This window comes from Saccharomonospora piscinae (genome assembly GCF_005862235.1).
GTDB lineage: Bacteria > Actinomycetota > Actinomycetes > Mycobacteriales > Pseudonocardiaceae > Saccharomonospora > Saccharomonospora piscinae.
This window is the reverse complement of sequence record NZ_VCEK01000003.1, coordinates 199-15,718: the sequence shown is the minus strand read 5'-3', so window position 1 is coordinate 15,718 and position 15,520 is coordinate 199. Positions and strand designations below refer to the sequence as shown.

At 70.1% G+C, this 15,520-nt stretch carries 20 protein-coding genes; 9 read left to right on the top strand and 11 right to left on the bottom strand.

Translation table 11 applies throughout. The annotated features are described in order from the left end of the window. The first annotated feature begins 22 nt into the window (after positions 1–22). On the top strand, positions 23–703 hold the full coding sequence (gene thiE, locus FFT09_RS11285) for a thiamine phosphate synthase (protein WP_138382649.1): 681 nt from the start codon (positions 23–25) through the stop codon (positions 701–703). Here thiE and FFT09_RS11280 read toward each other — a convergent pair. Beyond that, entirely contained in the window at positions 700–1,572 is an 873-nt protein-coding gene (locus FFT09_RS11280; RefSeq protein ID WP_208544408.1) for a hypothetical protein, read from the bottom strand. The two genes, thiE and FFT09_RS11280, sit on opposite strands and share 4 nt — an antisense overlap. A gap of 138 nt (positions 1,573–1,710) precedes the next feature. Then, positions 1,711–2,445, bottom strand: coding sequence for a GntR family transcriptional regulator (locus FFT09_RS11275; RefSeq protein ID WP_024875285.1), 735 nt, complete (start codon positions 2,443–2,445; stop codon positions 1,711–1,713). Between the two features lie 109 nt (positions 2,446–2,554). Between FFT09_RS11275 and FFT09_RS11270 the strand changes: the two genes are divergently transcribed. Further along, complete coding sequence (locus tag FFT09_RS11270; protein ID WP_208544407.1) at positions 2,555–3,634, top strand: SIS domain-containing protein; 1,080 nt, start codon at positions 2,555–2,557, stop codon at positions 3,632–3,634. Next, positions 3,631–4,638, top strand: coding sequence for an N-acetylglucosamine kinase (locus tag FFT09_RS11265; RefSeq protein WP_138382647.1), 1,008 nt, complete (start codon positions 3,631–3,633; stop codon positions 4,636–4,638). Before FFT09_RS11270 ends, FFT09_RS11265 begins: the two co-directional genes overlap by 4 nt. A gap of 14 nt (positions 4,639–4,652) precedes the next feature. Here FFT09_RS11265 and FFT09_RS11260 read toward each other — a convergent pair whose 3' ends face one another. Continuing rightward, positions 4,653–5,369, bottom strand: coding sequence for a DUF3159 domain-containing protein (locus tag FFT09_RS11260; protein WP_081192383.1), 717 nt, complete (start codon positions 5,367–5,369; stop codon positions 4,653–4,655). Between the two features lie 209 nt (positions 5,370–5,578). Here FFT09_RS11260 and FFT09_RS11255 point away from each other — a divergent pair, with 209 nt between their 5' ends. The 5 genes from FFT09_RS11255 (at position 5,579) to FFT09_RS11235 (ending at position 9,077) form a co-directional block, all read left to right on the top strand. Further along, complete coding sequence (locus FFT09_RS11255; protein ID WP_138382646.1) at positions 5,579–6,445, top strand: SGNH/GDSL hydrolase family protein; 867 nt, start codon at positions 5,579–5,581, stop codon at positions 6,443–6,445. Between the two features lie 64 nt (positions 6,446–6,509). After that, a complete protein-coding gene (locus FFT09_RS11250) occupies positions 6,510–7,214 on the top strand; it encodes an OmpA/MotB family protein (protein ID WP_138382645.1) in 705 nt (234 codons plus the stop codon). Between the two features lie 15 nt (positions 7,215–7,229). Then, a complete protein-coding gene (locus FFT09_RS11245; RefSeq protein WP_244231325.1) occupies positions 7,230–7,652 on the top strand; it encodes a hypothetical protein in 423 nt (140 codons plus the stop codon). Positions 7,653–7,713: 61 nt separating this feature from the next. Then, positions 7,714–8,205 carry a DUF6932 family protein gene (locus FFT09_RS11240; protein ID WP_024875292.1) on the top strand — a complete coding sequence of 164 codons (492 nt, stop codon included), beginning with the start codon at positions 7,714–7,716 and terminating at the stop codon, positions 8,203–8,205. Further along, a complete protein-coding gene (locus FFT09_RS11235; RefSeq protein ID WP_024875293.1) occupies positions 8,199–9,077 on the top strand; it encodes a hypothetical protein in 879 nt (292 codons plus the stop codon). The genes FFT09_RS11240 and FFT09_RS11235 overlap by 7 nt, the downstream gene beginning before the upstream one ends. 20 nt (positions 9,078–9,097) lie before the next feature. Here the strand turns inward: FFT09_RS11235 and FFT09_RS11230 are convergent, their stop codons facing one another. The 8 genes from FFT09_RS11230 to FFT09_RS11195 form a co-directional block, all read right to left on the bottom strand. Then, entirely contained in the window at positions 9,098–9,535 is a 438-nt protein-coding gene (locus FFT09_RS11230) for a type II toxin-antitoxin system VapC family toxin (RefSeq protein ID WP_024875294.1), read from the bottom strand. Next, the gene (locus FFT09_RS11225) at positions 9,532–9,774 is read right to left on the bottom strand and encodes a ribbon-helix-helix domain-containing protein (RefSeq protein ID WP_024875295.1); all 243 of its coding nucleotides are present in this window, start codon (positions 9,772–9,774) and stop codon (positions 9,532–9,534) included. The genes FFT09_RS11230 and FFT09_RS11225 overlap by 4 nt, the downstream gene beginning before the upstream one ends. Before the next feature lie 275 nt (positions 9,775–10,049). Next, a complete protein-coding gene (gene thpD, locus FFT09_RS11220) occupies positions 10,050–10,952 on the bottom strand; it encodes an ectoine hydroxylase (protein ID WP_081191777.1) in 903 nt (300 codons plus the stop codon). A gap of 151 nt (positions 10,953–11,103) precedes the next feature. After that, on the bottom strand, positions 11,104–11,493 hold the full coding sequence (locus FFT09_RS11215) for an ectoine synthase (protein ID WP_024875297.1): 390 nt from the start codon (positions 11,491–11,493) through the stop codon (positions 11,104–11,106). A gap of 41 nt (positions 11,494–11,534) precedes the next feature. Continuing rightward, entirely contained in the window at positions 11,535–12,788 is a 1,254-nt protein-coding gene (gene ectB, locus FFT09_RS11210; RefSeq protein WP_081191778.1) for a diaminobutyrate--2-oxoglutarate transaminase, read from the bottom strand. A 61-nt stretch (positions 12,789–12,849) separates the two neighbouring features. Beyond that, positions 12,850–13,404: a diaminobutyrate acetyltransferase gene (ectA, locus tag FFT09_RS11205; protein ID WP_024875299.1), complete on the bottom strand. Its 555-nt coding sequence runs from the start codon at positions 13,402–13,404 to the stop codon at positions 12,850–12,852. Between the two features lie 273 nt (positions 13,405–13,677). Then, positions 13,678–14,250 (bottom strand): HhH-GPD-type base excision DNA repair protein, encoded by a 573-nt coding sequence (locus FFT09_RS11200; RefSeq protein ID WP_024875300.1) that lies wholly within the window; start codon positions 14,248–14,250, stop codon positions 13,678–13,680. Between the two features lie 56 nt (positions 14,251–14,306). Next, complete coding sequence (locus FFT09_RS11195) at positions 14,307–14,813, bottom strand: mycothiol transferase (RefSeq protein ID WP_081191779.1); 507 nt, start codon at positions 14,811–14,813, stop codon at positions 14,307–14,309. Positions 14,814–14,861: 48 nt separating this feature from the next. Here FFT09_RS11195 and FFT09_RS11190 point away from each other — a divergent pair, with 48 nt between their 5' ends. After that, entirely contained in the window at positions 14,862–15,515 is a 654-nt protein-coding gene (locus FFT09_RS11190; RefSeq protein ID WP_138382644.1) for a hypothetical protein, read from the top strand. Positions 15,516–15,520 lie beyond the last annotated feature (5 nt).

The following is a 15,520-nucleotide window of genomic DNA, read 5'->3' as shown; positions in this document are numbered from 1 at the left end:
CCGGGACGGCTACCGTGGCGTTATGCCCGGTCTCGACGGCGACCAGATCAGGACACGGCTGCGCGACGCACGGCTCTACCTCTGCACCGACGCGCGGTCGGCGCGCGGCGACCTCGCGGAGTTCGCCGACGCCGCGCTCGCCGGTGGCGTGGACATCGTGCAGCTGCGGGACAAGACGGGCGGGGCTCCGTTGGAAGCCGCCACGGAGATCGCGGCTCTGGAGACGCTTGGCGAGGCGTGCCGACGGCACGGGGCGCTGCTGGCGGTCAACGACCGTGCCGACGTGGCTCTCGCCGTGGACGCGGACGTCCTGCATCTCGGTCAGGACGACCTGCCCGTGTCCGTGGCCCGCCGGGTCGTCGGTGACGTCCCGGTCATCGGCCGGTCCACCCACTCGCTGGAGCAGGCCACGGAGGCGGCGGCCGAGCCCGGTGTCGACTACTTCTGCGTGGGCCCCTGCTGGCCCACCCCCACGAAGCCCGGCCGCACCGCTCCGGGTCTCGACCTGGTGCGCGCCGTGGCCGGGCAGGTCGAGACCGAGCGGCCGTGGTTCGCGATCGGCGGTATCGACCGGGAACGGCTGCCCGAGGTTCGCCGCGTGGGCGCGGACCGAGCCGTCGTGGTGCGGGCCGTGACCGAGGCCGAGGACCCCGCCGAGGCCGCCCGCGCGCTGCGGGAGGGCCTGACGGCCCGGTCCGCCTAGGGCTGCGAACCGGGCTGTTCGCCGTCGCCGCCGGGCACGGTCGGCTCGGGTTCCTCGGGCTGCGTCGTGGTGGGCTCGTCCACGGGCTCCGACCGCGTGGGTTCCGGAGTTTCGGTGGATTCCTCCTCCGCGGGTCGCTCGTCGGGGTCGTCGGCGGGCGAGGTACTCGGGACCGGCGAGGTGGGCGAGCCGGTGGGGTCGGCGGGCGCGCCCGGGTCCGCGTCGCCGTCCTGGCCGCCGTCCTGGTCGCCGTCCCGGCCATCACCGGTGTTGTCCCGCCCCTGCTGCTGCCCGCCGCCGAACCCGGCCTCACCGCGCACGATGCTGCTGACCGTGGTGTCACCTCCGCCGGACAGCGCCTTGCCGGTCACGCCCTCGTAGCCCGTCACGGCGAGCATGCCGATGACGAACGCGAGCGCGCTGGTCGCCGCCACGACGGGGCCACGGCGGCGCCACCACTGGCTGCGCTCCTTCGCGTCCGCCTCGCGGCCGGTGGAGGCCAGAACGCGGGTCCGCTCCACTGCGGCGTTGTGTTCCGCCCACTGCTGCCGGGTCGGCGCGGGGAGGTACACGGTGCGGTGCGGGTCCGACGCCTCGGCACCCTGTTCGCCGTGTTGGCCACGCCGTCGCACACCCGGCAGCACGCGGGCGGCGGCTCTCGTCCGCTCCAGCGAACGCATGAAGAACTCGCTGCCCACCGTGGTCACCACACTGATCAGCCCCGCGCCGAGCACCGTGCCGTAGACGCCCAGCGTCGAGCCCAGAAACGCCGCGGTGACCGCCGCGAGTGCCGCCGCCGTCACCTGGGCGGGGGCCAGCCCGGACTTCTTCTCGTCCTCGTCGCCGACCTGCTTCTTGCCGTCGCTCATAGTTCCGATCCGTCGCACTCCCCGGACAACCGTCCAACGGGGTTATCGCCGCGACGACTCCCGATGTTGCCCGAACGTGAGCACGATTACGCGACACCCGCCGGGTAAGTCTACTGTGGACTCAGAGCGACCGGCCGGTCACGGACGGGTCAGAGTCGTGATGAACTTGTAGCGGTCTCCGCGATAGATCGAGCGCACGTACTCCACGGGCTTGCCGTCGGCGGCGAACGTCTGCCGCGACAGCAGCAACACCGGCATCCCGACGTCCGCACCGAGCAGGTCGGCCTCCTGCGGACCGGCCAGCGACGTCTCGATGGTCTCCTCCGCCCGGTCCAGCACCACTCCGTAGCGGTCGCGCAACGCCTCGTACAGCGAGCCGCCCGTCGCCACGTGCCTGCGCAGGCCACGGAACCGCGACGACGGCAGGTGCGTGGTCTCCAGCGCCATGGGCTCGTCGTCGGCGAGCCGGAGCCTGCGCAGCCGCAGTACCCGCGCCCCGGTGCGAATGCCGAGCAGCCTCGGCAGCTCGCCCTCCGCGGGGACCTCGTCGATCTCGAGCACGCGCGACGACGGCTCCCTGCCCTGCGCGCGGATGTCCTCGGTGTAGGAGGACAACTCCAGCCGCTGAGCGAGCTTGGGCTCCGCGGCGAACGTTCCCTTGCCCTGTACCCGGTGCAACCGGCCCTCGGCCGTCAGGTCCGCCAGCGCCTGCCGCACCGTGGTCCTGGAGACCGTGAACTCCGTCGCCAGCGCCCGTTCCGTCGGGATGGCCGCACCGGCGGGCATCGACTCGAGCAGATCGAGCAGGTGTTGTTTGAGCGCCCAGTACTTGGGTTCCCGCTGCGCTCGTATGCCGGAAAGCGTCTCCACCATTGCCGACTCCCTCACTGCGACACCTACCCCCTCACCCTGGAACGTACCCTTCGGATAGTACGTTGAACGTACGTAGTATTGGTCTAGACCGGTCCTGTTCGAGGCCCGGATGACCGGCTCGGGTGAAAGCAGGGTGAGGACCGTGAACGACACCAGTCCCGGCAGGCACATGGCCGCGGAGGTCGCCGAGCAACCCGACGTACTCGCGGCGCTCGTCCGGGCACGCTCCGACATCGCCGCCGTGGCGGAGACCATCGCGGCCCGCCCGCCCCGGTTCGCGCTGCTGGCCGCACGGGGCTCCAGCGACCACGCCGCCCTCTACGCGAAGTACCTCGTCGAGGTGCTGCTCGGGCTGCCCACCGGGCTGGTGTCGCCGTCGACGACGACGCTGTACCACGCGGAGCAGGACCTGACCGACGTCCTGCTCATCTCGGTCAGCCAGAGCGGTGGCTCGTACGACCTGCTGGAGGTCACCCAGGCCGCCCGCGCCAGGGGCGCGCTGACCGTCGCCGTCACCAACACGCCGTCGTCGCCGTTGCAGGAGGCGGCGGAACTGTCGGTGGACGTGCGGGCGGGCACCGAGCACGCGGTCGCCGCCACCAAGACCTACACCGCCACCCTGCTGGCGCTGTACCTGCTGGTGGACGCGGTGCGCGGGGGCAGGGCCGAGCACGTCGCCGACATCGGCGACCTGGCCGCGAGGACGCTGGCCGGCGCGGAGGAGGACGTCGAACGGGCCGTCGAGCGCTACCGCTTCGCCGACCGCATCCTCACCACGGCCCGGGGCTACTCCTACGCCACCGCTCTGGAGGGCGCGCTGAAGCTCGCGGAGACGAGTTACCTGCCCACCCGCGCCTACAGCGGGGCCGACCTGCTGCACGGGCCGGTGGCCGCCGTGGACGCCGAAACGGCCGTACTGGGCATCACCAGCGCGGGCCGTGGCGGCGAGGCCATGCGGGACGTGCTGGCAGCGGTCTCCGAGCGCGGCGCCGACCTGCTGTGTGTCGGCTCGGCGGCGCGCGCGGTGCCCTCGGCGGCGCTGACCGTGCCGGTGCCCGAGTCCGTCGAGGAAGTCGCCCCGATTCTGGAGGTCCTGCCGATGCAGCGGCTCGCCCTGGGGCTCGCACTCGCGAGGGGGGTCGACCCGGACCAGCCGCGCGGGCTGCGCAAGGTGACGAGGACCCGATGACCCTCGCGGTCGGGGTGGACGCCGGAGGCACGTCCACGCGCGCATGGGTCGTCGGCCCGGACGGCCGGGTGCGCGGCAGCGGGACGGCGGGAGGCGCAAACCCGAACTCGCACGCCCCGGAGGCCGCGGCGACCGCAATGGCCGACGCCGTCGGCGCGGCACTGGCCACGGCCGACCCCGCCGAGGTGGGTGCCTGGGTGATCGGCATGGCAGGCCGCAGCAAGCTCACCGACCCCGCCGTCGCCGTGGTGTTCGAGCGGGCGTGGGCCGGACTCGGCCTCACCCGGGCCGGAGCGCCCTCGCTCGTCTCGGACGCGGAGGCGGCCTTCGTCTCGGCGACCGCCGAGCCGGACGGCACCGTGCTCGTCGCGGGCACCGGCTCCATCGCGGGCCGGATTCGCGACCGCCGCATGGTCTCGACGGTCGGCGGCTACGGCTGGCTGCTCGGCGACGAGGGCTCCGGGTTCTGGCTCGGCAGGCAGGCCGTGCGCACGACGCTCGACGTGCTGCGCGGCCACCGCCCGCCGTCCCGACTCGCCACGGCCGTGCTGGAGGCGGCGGGCATCGACCCCGCCGCGCCCGACGCGGCGTATCGGCTCATCACCGCCGCGAACGCGGAGGCACCGGTGCGGCTGGCGCGGTACGCGCCGCTCGTGAGCGCCGCCCACGCGAGCGGCGACCCGGCGGCCTGCGCGATCGTGGAACACGCCGCGACCCTGCTGACCGAGACCGCCCTCGGAGCCCGCGACGACGGCGAACGCGCTCCCGTGGTGCTGGTCGGCAGCGTGCTGGGAGCGGAGAGCCCGGTGGGCGAAGCGGTACGGACGGGCCTGCGCTCCGCGCTCGGTGACGTTGCGGTAGTGGGCAGTGACAGCGGAGTGCTCGGCGCGACCTGGCTCGCGGCACTGCGGGCGTTCGGTTCCGACGCGGTGCGTCCTGATGCGAGTACCGTGGAAACCGGCCCCCGGACCTCCCCCTCGCCGGGGGCCCCTTCCTCGCGGTGAGCCCGCCGCGCCCGCTACTCGCGCTTCGGCTCGGGGCCGCTGCCGGCCTCCGAATCCCCCTCGGCGCGCGCCACCGTTCCGGCGGGGTCTCTCGGATGCCGCAGGCCCGGATGGTCGCCGGGCAGGCACCGGTACAGGACCCACCCGCTCACGACGAGCGTCGCCAGCACCAGCGGCCACGACAGCACGATCCTGGCCGCGCTGAGGGCCACCACGTCGCCCGCCGCCCACAGCACGCCGAACACGGCCACCCGCAGCACGTACTGCCCGAACACCCACACCCAGCTCGCGCGCGAGTACGCCCGCAGCAGGTCCGGGTCGGCCCGCCAGCGTGTTCGCTGCCCCAGCACCAGGCCCACCACCACGCCGAGCAGCGGCCAGCGGATCACGATGCTGACGGCCCACGCGAGGGCGCTCGCCACGTTCGACAGCAGCTGCGGCAGGAAGAAGTCCTCCGGGCGCCCCGTGTACAGCGCCAGCAGCGCGGCCACCGCGACCGTGCCCAGGCTGACGAGTACCGCACGCGGCCTGCCACCCCGCGCCACCCGCAGCGACCCGATCGCCAGGCCGACCACCAGCGCGGCGGCGGCCCCCCACGCGATCGAGTCCGCGGCCAGCCAACCCGCCACGAACCCGACCGGGGGCAGGCTGGCGTCGAGTGCGCCCCGGCGGCCACCGAGCAGCGTGGCCAGCGACTCCCGCCGGGCGGTGCTCGTGGGACCGTCAGTCACGCCTCCCAGCGTGCCGTACGCGGCGAATCCACGGCACCGACGGTTCGAGACGTTCGACACACCCTCCGAAACAGCCAGCGCGGGTGCGGGAAAATTGTCAAAACTGGGGCTTGCGATCTGAATAACGGTAGCGTAGGTCGACCTCACGGGGGCACGCTGGCGCGAAGAGATCGCGTAACTCCACAGAGCGTTGGTGGGAGGAGACGTTCGTGACGGGATTCGACAGCTATGTGGCGATCGGGGACAGCTTCACCGAGGGACTCAACGACGAGTGGCCCGACGGCACGTTCCGGGGGTGGGCGGACCGGCTGGCGGAGGTGCTCGCGGACGGCAGGGACGACTTCCGCTACGCGAATCTGGCGGTGCGCGGCAAGATGCTCGACGAGGTGATGACGGAGCAGCTTCCCGTCGCGCTCGACATCAGGCCCGACCTCGTCACCGTGTGCGCGGGCGGCAACGACATCATCGTCCCCGGCGCCGACGTCGACGAGGTCGCGGCCGAGTTCGAACGGGGCGTCGCGCGCCTGCGTGAGGTCGGCATCGACGTCCTGATCTTCACCGGCCCCGACACCAAGGGGCTGTCGGTGATGAGCATCCTGCGCAGCAAGGTCGGTATCTACAACGCCCACCTGTGGGCGATCGCCGACCGGCACGGCGCCAAGGTCGTCGACCTGTGGGCGATGCGGACACTGCACGACGGACGCGCGTGGAGCGACGACCGCCTGCACTTCACCCCGGAGGGCCACCGCAGGATCGCACTGCGCGCCGCCGAGGTGCTGGGCGTGCCCACCGAGGCCGACTGGCGGGAGCCGTGGCCGCAGGACTCCCCGCCCGCGACGTGGCTGACGTTGCGTCGCTCGGATTTGGTCTGGACCAAAGCACACCTGCTGCCCTGGATCCGCCGCCAGCTGCGGGGCGAGTCCATGGGCGACGGCGTGTCGCCGAAGCGTCCCCAGCTCGCCCCCCTGCTGACGGCCACGGGCGCGGCCACGGCCGTGACCAGGGCGACGGCACTCTCCCCCGAGGCCGAGCCGGTCACGGCCGCACCGCAGGAGGCCCGGCCCCGGTCCGCCTGACGCCGCCGCCCCGCGCCCGGCCATGAGCCCGGCGCGGGTGCCGTGGCGGGCTTACAGTCGCGGTATGCCACCCGCACGCCGGTATGCCGTTCTCACCGCGCTGGCGGTGCTGGTCACCGGCGCGCTGGCGTTCGCGGCGACCTCCGTGGAACGGGCGGGCATCGAGGCCGACCTCACCACACGAGCCCGGGACGCGCTGTCCGCCTCGAACCTGCCGGGTGAGGTCAGCTTCACCGGCCGCGACGCCACCGTCCGCACCGGCACCCCACGGGAGGCGCTGCTGGCGAGAGCGGTGGTCCGCGGGCTCGACGGCGTCCGTTCGGTGACCGTCGTGAGCGCCCCGGGCCGCGCGGCGGGAGGACCCGACGGCACTCCGGACGCGGTCACCGACCCGGACACCGTCGCGAAGGCACGGCTGCAACGAGCCGTGGACGACGTCCTCGCCGACGACCCGATCGAGTTCCGGCCGTACTCGGCCGACCCGAGCCCCGACGGCCTCGACACGGTGTCGGCCGTGGCCGCGCTGCTGGCCGACGCTCCCTCGGATTGGCGGTTCGAGGTAGGAGGGCACGTGGCGCGGGTACCCGGAGCGGAACCGGAGAGCGCCGGGGAGCTGTCGGAGGCACGCGCCGAGGTCGTCGCCGAGGAACTGGTGGACCTGGGAGTGTCACCCGAGCAGGTGAATCCTGTCGGGTACGGCGACACCCGCCCACTGTCGGATCGCGGCACGTCGGCCGCCGACCGGAGGGTGGAGATCACCGTGCGGTAGCGCCGTCGGCGCGGCATGAGCTGGCAGGAGGGCACCATGCTGTGGTTGTTCGGCGAGATCTGGCTGTGGTTGTTGATCGCGTTCGTCGTGGGTGGCGTGCTGGCCGCGGTGATCCTGCGATCGGTCCGGAACCGGAGCGGCGCGGCCGGGACCGGAGAGCCCGCCACCGGCTCGGAGCAGGGACGATACGCCGCCAGCGGCAGGCCCGAACCGGAACCGGAGGCGGAACGCACCCAGCGCATCCAGCGGGTCGCACCGCAGTTGCGGTTCGGCGAACCCCCACCCCGCGCCCGGCCCGAACCGGACGACGTGCCCGACGAGGGCAGCACGCACGGCATCCTGCCGCTGACCGCGTCGGAGTGGCACGCGCGCAACGAGTGGCCCGACGATCGGGACATCGCGGTGGCGGAGGAGAACCGCCCGCGCCGCGACCACTGACGGGGCAGGCTGATAAATTGCCCGGTGATCCCCGGTTCACGCCAGCAGGTAAGGATCGTGCATGCCGCTACCGCACTGGACGTCGGAGCACGTTCTCCCGCCCGGGCGGCATCCGGCCGACCTCTCCGATCTGTACGAGCGGTTCGTGTGGGACGCGCCGCACCGGAACGAGCGGGAGATCCTGTTCAGCGCGTTGAGCGGATACCTGGGCGTGGTGTGCCGGCTCATCCCGTCGGGTAGGGCCTGGCTCAGCGGCAGCCTCACCGTCCGCTCCGCGGAGGTCCCCTACGATGTCGACGTGGTGCTGGTGCCCGACGAGTGGGGCACGCTCAAGCGCCTCGACGGCCCCGCGCGGGCCACGTTCTACGGCATGTTCACCCTGCGCGGGGTGATCGCCGAGCAGCCCGCGATGTATCTCGACCAGGTGCAGCCCGTGAGCGGCCTGGTGGACGGTTTCCTCTGCCATCCCGGCGACGAGGACGTCTGGGAGGCCGTGTGGTCCCGCGGCCCCGTGCCGGGCACGGTGAAGGGCTTCGCGGAGGTGAGCTGGTGAGTTTCCGGCAACTGGCCGACAACATCCCCGGCGGCACGTGGCTCGACGACCTCGCGAGGGCGTCCGCCATGGCCGCCTACGCCAAGTTCGAGCGGCGCTCCCGGTCCCCGTTGCTGCGCGTGTCCATGCTGGGTTCGGCCCACCTCGACGCGTACACGTCCTCGGACATCAGCCGCGCGCTCCAGGACGCCACGGCCAAGATCGGCCACATCGTGCGCAACCCGCAGACCGAGATCACGTCGGTACAGCCGGCCGACCGCGAGAAGGCCCCGCTGATCCAGCGCGGCCAGGCGGGCAACGCCATGTTCTTCGGGTTCCCCGAGACCTCGCTGCCGGGTGCCCTCATCTCCGACGGTATCGAGACGCTGTCGGAACGCGCGGTCAAGGAGCTGTGCGACTTCCTGCCGGTCAACGGCTCGGACGACGGTGCGCTCGACGCCGTGCTGCTCCAGCGCGACACCGTGCGCAACGCGGTGAGCGACCTCGTCAACGCCGTCATGCGCACGTCCGGGGTCGCGCTGTCCCTCACTCCCACCGCCGGTGAGGAGGTCATGCGCAGCATGACCACCGACCAGGCGAAGGTGTTGCAGGGCAGCCTGCGTGAGTCCCGCGAGGACGTCGGGTACGAGACCGTGACGGGCAGGCTCGACGGGGTGCGCACCCGGCGCCGGATCTTCTACCTGGAACGCGACACCGGTGCCACCATCCAGGGCGCGGTGGCCCCCGACCTGCTCGACGAGATCAAGGAAAACCTCGACCGGCCGGTGACAGCGCGGCTGCGGGTCGTGCGCACCACCACCATCGACGGGCGGCGGGGGCGACCGGTGTACGAACTGCTGGCGATCCACTCGGAGACGAGCCTCTTCGACTGAAAGCCCCCAGAACAGCTCGCTCAGCGACCGTCGGCCGGGAGCAGACGGAAGGCGTCGAACTGCGGAGACAACGGCTTGACCGCCCGGTAGTCTCGATGGTCGAGCGTGAAGATCCGATCAGTGCGATAGCGGTCCGCGAGGAGAACACCGACCGCGTCGGCAAGGTCCAGTCGCAGTGACGCATAGCGTCGCCGAACCTTCTGCGCGACGATCATGTCTGTATGCTTCAGTTCGGCCAGCTTGTACTGCCCGTCACTGATGCGGTCCACCAGTGCCTCGGCCACGTCGCAGGAAGCGAGAAAGCCGATATCCCGACGGATCAGATGGTCGAGTTCGGTCAACACCAACGGTGAGATGGCAAGTGTCTCGGATTCCATGACGGACGCTGCCTCGGAATGCTCTTCCTGGTCAGCGTCGAACGCGGCGTAGAGAGCGGACGTGTCTGCGACGACAATCATCTGCGAGATGCTCGGTCCTTGATCTGACGCGAAACGTCCTCGGCCAGTTGGGTGACGTCTCGGGACTGCCCGCTGCGGAGCACGGGGAGCGGCTGCTTCTCGCGCGGCCGTCCGGACGCTTCGAGGACCATGGCGATTCCACGCCGAATCAGCTCCGCCTTGCTGACCCCAGACGCCGCAGCCTCTGCGTCCAATCTCGTTTCGAGATCGTCCGGAAGATAGACCGTAGTCTTGACCATGCCATATAGGGTACCACCCAACCAGCCCTGGTCAGCGACGTTCCAGCACACGAATACGGCCCCGTGCCACCAGTCCCGAATCTGGCGGCGCGGGGCCGTACTCGCGCAAATCACACATCGTCGCCTCGGCTGGCCTCACCCCGAGCAAGGATGCCCACGCCGGTGGCGGCGATCACCTCACCAGCCGCGCCGTTGAGGTTCGGATACGGTAACAGACCGCGTCAAGCCGACTACACCCAGCCCGACGCGGTCTGTTCCGAGTTCAACTACCGCGCTCAGCGGGTCAGCGGCGTGAAGTCGCGGCTGCCGATGAACGTCGGCCGTGGGTGCTTCGCCGCGAACGGCTCCACCAGCGCGTTCTCCACGCTGTTGAAGACCAGGAAGATGTTCGACCTCGGGTACGGGGTGATGTTGTTGCCCGACCCGTGCATGATGTTCGAGTCGAAGAACAGCGCCGACCCCGCCGGCCCGGTGAACTGGTCGATACCGTGCTCGGCGGCGAGTTTCGTGATGTCGTTCTCGCTCGGGACGCCGATCTCCTGCTCCTTGAGCGACGCCTTGTAGTGATCGTCGGGCGTTTCACCGATGCACTGCACGAACGTCCGCTGCGACCCGGGCACCACCATCAGGCCGCCGTTGAACGGGTAGTTGTCCGTGAGCGCGATGGAGCAGCTCACCGCGCGCGGCTTCGGCATGCCGTCCTCGGCGTGCCAGGTCTCGAAGTCCGAGTGCCAGTAGAAGCCGTTGCCACGGAAGCCGGGCATGTAGTTCACCCGGCTCTGGTGCAGGTACACGTCCGAGCCGAGGATCTGCTGCGCCCGGTCCAGGATCCTGGGGTCCCGTGCCAGTTCGCCGATCAGCTCGCTGATCCGGTGGACCTCGAAGACGGACCGGACGTTGCCGGACTTCTTCTCGGTGACCACCCGCTCGTCGGTCTTGAGTTCCTCATCCGACGAGAGCCGCACCAGTTCCTGCCAGTACCCCTGCACCTCGGCCGGGGACAGCAGGCCCTCGATGATCGAGTACCCCTTGGAGTCGTGCGAGGCCAGCGCGGCCCCGTCCATCGGGCCGTCGTGCTCGCCGCCCCACACCGTGGGGTCGGTCCGGTCGAGCAGTTGCGCCTCACCGGTCACGCGAGTGGGGTAGGTGTCTAACGTCCGGCTCTCCGCGAGAGTCACGTAACTCGCCTCCTCCGAGTGCCTCTATGTTTTTTCCGTTCTGTCGTGGGCTTTTCTCTGAACCCCGTTCGAGTGAGTGATACCCGATCGGGGGGTGTGGGAACCGCCTCACGCTGAGACGGATCCCACGAAACCCGGAGTCGGCTCGCGGTTAGTCCTCGACGACGAGCGGGTAGACCCCGTTCTCGTCGTGTACCTCGCGACCCGTGATGGGCGGGTTGAACACGCAGACGGTGCGCATGTCCGTCTTCGGCCGCACCTGGTGCTGGTCGTGCTCGTCGAGCAGGTAGAGCGACCCGGGCTTGAGCTGGTAGGTCTCGCCCGTGGCCTTGTCCGTCAGTTCGCCCTCACCCTCGACGATGAACACCGCCTCGATGTGGTTGGCATACCAGAAGTCGTTGACGGTTCCGGCGTACAACGTGGTTTCGTGGACCGAGAAACCGACCTTGTCCTTGGCGAGCACGATGCGCTTGCTGCGCCAGTTCGGCTGCTGGATGTCGGCCTCGGTGCCGGTGATCTCGTCGAGGGTGCGAACGATCAAGGTTTCTCCTCTTGCGCGTGAATCGGTTGTGCGTGCCGTGCTCAGTGGGAGAGCACGGAGTCGACGGACTCGGAGATGATCGACAGACCCTGTTCGATCTCCTCGTCGGTCGTGGTGAGCGCCGGAAGCAGCTTCACGACCTCGCCGTCGGGCCCGGAGGTCTCCATGAGTAGACCACGATCGAACGCGGCGGCGCACACCTTTCCGGCGACCTCTCCGCTGGCGAACTCGAGGCCCCTGGCCAGGCCACGGCCCTTGGCCACGAGACCGGCGTCCGGGTGCCGGTCCACGAGTTCCGTGAACACCCGGCCCACCGCGTCGCCCTTGGCGCGGGTGCCCTTCTCCAGCGTGTCGTCGCTCCAGTAGGTACGCAGCGCCTCGGCGGCGGTGACGAACGCGGGATTGATGCCGCGGAAGGTGCCGTTGTGCTCGCCCGGCGACCAGACGTCGAGGTCCGGCCGGATCAGCGTGATCGCCAACGGCAGCCCGTACCCGCCGATCGACTTCGACAGGCAGATCATGTCGGGCTTGATCCCGGCCTCCTCGAAGCTGAAGAACGGCCCGGTACGCCCGCAGCCCATCTGGACGTCGTCGAGGATCAGCAGGATGCCGTGCCGCTGGCACAGATCCGACAGGCCCTTCAACCACTCCAGGCGCGCGGCGTTGATACCGCCCTCACCCTGCACCGTCTCGACGATGACGGCCGCGGGCTCGTTCAGGCCACTACCGGAGTCCTCCAGCAGCCGCTCGAAGTACAGGAAGTCGGGGTACGCGCCGTCGAAGTACTTGTCGTAGGGCATCGGCGTCGCGTGGACCAGCGGGATGCCCGCGCCGCCGCGCTTCATCGAGTTGCCCGTCACCGACAGCGCACCCAGTGTCATACCGTGGAAGGCGTTGGTGAAGTTGATGACCGACTCCCGGCCGGTCACCTTGCGCGCCAGCTTCAGCGCGGCCTCGACGGCGTTGGCGCCGCCGGGCCCCGGGAAGATGACCTTGTACTCCAGCTCGCGTGGCTGGAGGATGACGTCATTCAGCGCTTCCAGGAAGTCACGCTTCGCGACGGTGTACATGTCGAGCGCGTGCGTGACGCCGTCGCGCGAAATGTAATCGATCAACGCCTTTTTGAGCACCGGGTTGTTGTGCCCGTAGTTCAGCGCTCCGGCGCCGGCGAAGAAGTCGAGGTAAGGCTTGCCATCTTCCGAGTAGAGCCAGCTGCCCTGTGCCCGGTCGAACACGGTGGGCCAGCCACGGCTGTAGCTGCGCACCTCGGACTCGAGCGTTTCGAAGATGCTCACGTGTCTCAGTCTCCTGATATTGGAACTAGTCGAATGACGCGACATGGGTCACATTCGCGAGTCAATCGCTCACGACTGTCGCTGGGGGCGCCGAGAGCGGCCCGATGCGGTACAGGTCCTCGGGCTCGTGGACGTCCGGAAAGTCGTCGGCCTCGAACAGCCGGGACGACTCCAGCGTGGCGTTCCACCTCTTGGCGAACGACGCGAACAACCGGATCGACGCGTCGTTGTCCGGCGTGATGGTGGTGTCCAGGTACCGCACCCCGTCGTTCACCAGGCGGCCGAACAGATCGTCGAGCAACGTGCCTGCCAGGCCACGCCCTCGCTGGGACGCGTCCACGGCGACCTGCCACACCAGCGCGGCATCGGGCTCGGTGGGCCGACGATAGGCGATGACGAACCCCACGGCCTCCCCGTCGACCCGTGCCACCACCGAGGTGTCGGCGAAATCAACACACCACAACAGGTACTGGTACGAGGAGTTCAGATCCAACTTCTGCGAATCACGGGCTATTCGCCAGAGAGCCGCTCCGTCACGCTTGGTTGGCGTTTCGATCACAATGCGGCCCGTCGATAGAATATCGCCGTTCGCACGCTCCGAGTGCTTTCCGGACATATTCAAACAACGTAACAGAGTGCTTTGCCGAGCTCAGCCCGACGAGGGACGCCCAGCGTTGCTACCAGCAACAACGCGGAAACACGTGTGACAACACCGACAGCAAGCTTCCGATCATGACAATCGGTGTGCTATAAGCACAACGCGGTACCCGCTCCATTTCGGTCGGCTTCCGGTTACGGTAGTGGCGACGCGCACAGAACGCGAGAGCTGACCGGGTTAGTCCACCGGGGGTGGCAACCGGGAGCCCCGTGACCGCGAACACCCGGACGCTCAGTCCTGCCGCGCGGCCTCCTTCGCGGCCTTCTTGAACGCACGCACCTCGGCCAGTGCCTCCGGGCTGGTGACGTCGGCGATGGAGCGGCGGGAGCCCGCCTCCCCGTAGGCGCCTGCCGCCTCCCGCCAGCCCGGCAGGGTGACGCCGAATTGCTTGCCGAGCATCGCCACGAAGATCCGGGCCTTCTGGTCCCCGAAGCCGGGCATCGCCTTCAACCGGCGCAGCACCTGCTTGCCGTTTGGGTCGCCGTCGGTCCAGATCCGCTCGGTCTCCCCCGCGTAGTGCTCCAGCACGTGGTGCGCCAGCGCGTGGACCCGCCTGCCCATCGACGCGCCGTAGCGGTGGATCGCGGGCGGCTGCACGCACAGTTCCACGAACTCGTCGAGGTCGGTCTCGGCGATCCGGTGGATGTCGAAGCCACCCATCCGGTCGGCGATCTTCTTCGGTCCCATGAAGGCGTGTTCCATCGGGAACTGCTGATCGAGCTGCAATCCGGTGAGAACGGCGAACGCATCGTGGCTGAGCAGTTCGTCGGCGTCGGCGTTGCCGGTCAGGCGAAGCGTGGGCATGGCGCCATCGTCCCACGTCACGCTCGGTCAGTTGCGCCGAGCGAGCACGGCGCGCGTCAGTGACGCAGCGAGAGACCCCGCACGTACGCGGCCTGCCCGGCGTGCTGCAGGTCGTCGGCGACGACGCTGACCAGCCGCACGCCCAACGTGACCGGCGGCGTCCACGACTCGTCGATGACGACGTCGAGATCGTCGTCATCGAGACCGCCGAGGTACGACAGGGTGTTCTCGTACACCGCGTCGTGGTAGCCGGTCAGCAGCTCCGCCGAGTCGACCCGGACCGCGTCGACGTCCTCGGTCGTGTGGCCGAACCCCGTGTCACCCGGCGGCAACGGCAGCGCGAAGCGGTCCGCCCAGCCCTGTTCCCATGCCTGTTCCACACCGGCCACATCGGACACGTGGTCGTCCTGCACCCTCGTGAGGTGCCAGAGCAGCCAGGCGATCGAGTTGGCCTGCTCGTCGGGGCGGTGATGCAGTGCCGCGAGGTCCAGGCCGCGCGCGGCCCCGTGTACGGCCTCGGCGACCCTGGCGAATCCGTCGGTCAGTACGTCCACGCCGTTCATGCCGGAATTCTCGTGCATGACGACGTCCGGCGCTGCGACAATCCCCCGATGGCAGCACCGTCTGCACCGACCGTGGACGCGTTCACCGCGCTGGCCCTGTCGTCGCCGCGCCGGTGGCGAACGCTGCGGTTCACGGTGACCTGGCGCCGCGAGGGGCGCACCGATACCGCAGTTCGCGCGTGGCTGCGCCGCCCCGGCGACCTGCGCGTCGAGACGCTGGACGGCCGCGTGCTGGACCGGCAGCGGGCCGCACACACTTCGCTGCCCGACGACGACCCGATGTACCAGGACTACCGGTGGGTGGCGATGCTCAATCCGCGCGAGCTCGGCGTCGTGACCGACCAGGGTCTTCCGGTGGCGGGTACGCCGGTGGAGCACCACGGCTTGGGCGAGGTCGTGCACCACGGCAGACGTGCGTGGCAGGCCGAGTTGGTACCGGGCGAACACTACGATCCGCGGTGCTCCTGCTGCCCGCTGCTGTTCTCCCGGATCAGCGAGGACATCGAAGCCGACATGGGCGTCGAGCCGGTACGCGCGCGGGAGCCGGACCTGCGCTACGCCGAGGCCCATCGGGTGCGACTCGACGTGGGTACCGGCGTGTGCGTGTACACCGAGGAGCTCGGCGGCTCGTTCGCGGGCCGGGGACACGACCTGACCATCGAGGCCGTCGACGAGCCGATGCCCCACCGGCTGTTCGACTGACCCGT

Bases quoted from the DNA above. Each gene is read 5' to 3' on its own strand.
- FFT09_RS11270 (WP_208544407.1), top strand. From the start codon at position 2,555: ATGACCGGCTCGGGTGAAAGCAGGGTGAGGACCGTGAACGACACCAGT.
- thiE (WP_138382649.1), top strand. From the start codon at position 23: ATGCCCGGTCTCGACGGCGACCAGATCAGGACACGGCTGCGCGACGCA.
- FFT09_RS11190 (WP_138382644.1), top strand. From the start codon at position 14,862: ATGGCAGCACCGTCTGCACCGACCGTGGACGCGTTCACCGCGCTGGCC.
- FFT09_RS11240 (WP_024875292.1), top strand. From the start codon at position 7,714: ATGCCGCTACCGCACTGGACGTCGGAGCACGTTCTCCCGCCCGGGCGG.
- FFT09_RS11250 (WP_138382645.1), top strand. From the start codon at position 6,510: ATGCCACCCGCACGCCGGTATGCCGTTCTCACCGCGCTGGCGGTGCTG.
- FFT09_RS11245 (WP_244231325.1), top strand. From the start codon at position 7,230: ATGAGCTGGCAGGAGGGCACCATGCTGTGGTTGTTCGGCGAGATCTGG.
- FFT09_RS11230 (WP_024875294.1), bottom strand. From the start codon at position 9,535: ATGATTGTCGTCGCAGACACGTCCGCTCTCTACGCCGCGTTCGACGCT.
- FFT09_RS11225 (WP_024875295.1), bottom strand. From the start codon at position 9,774: ATGGTCAAGACTACGGTCTATCTTCCGGACGATCTCGAAACGAGATTG.
- FFT09_RS11265 (WP_138382647.1), top strand. From the start codon at position 3,631: ATGACCCTCGCGGTCGGGGTGGACGCCGGAGGCACGTCCACGCGCGCA.
- FFT09_RS11195 (WP_081191779.1), bottom strand. From the start codon at position 14,813: ATGAACGGCGTGGACGTACTGACCGACGGATTCGCCAGGGTCGCCGAG.
- FFT09_RS11200 (WP_024875300.1), bottom strand. From the start codon at position 14,250: ATGCCCACGCTTCGCCTGACCGGCAACGCCGACGCCGACGAACTGCTC.
- ectA (WP_024875299.1), bottom strand. From the start codon at position 13,404: ATGTCCGGAAAGCACTCGGAGCGTGCGAACGGCGATATTCTATCGACG.
- FFT09_RS11275 (WP_024875285.1), bottom strand. From the start codon at position 2,445: ATGGTGGAGACGCTTTCCGGCATACGAGCGCAGCGGGAACCCAAGTAC.
- FFT09_RS11280 (WP_208544408.1), bottom strand. From the start codon at position 1,572: ATGAGCGACGGCAAGAAGCAGGTCGGCGACGAGGACGAGAAGAAGTCC.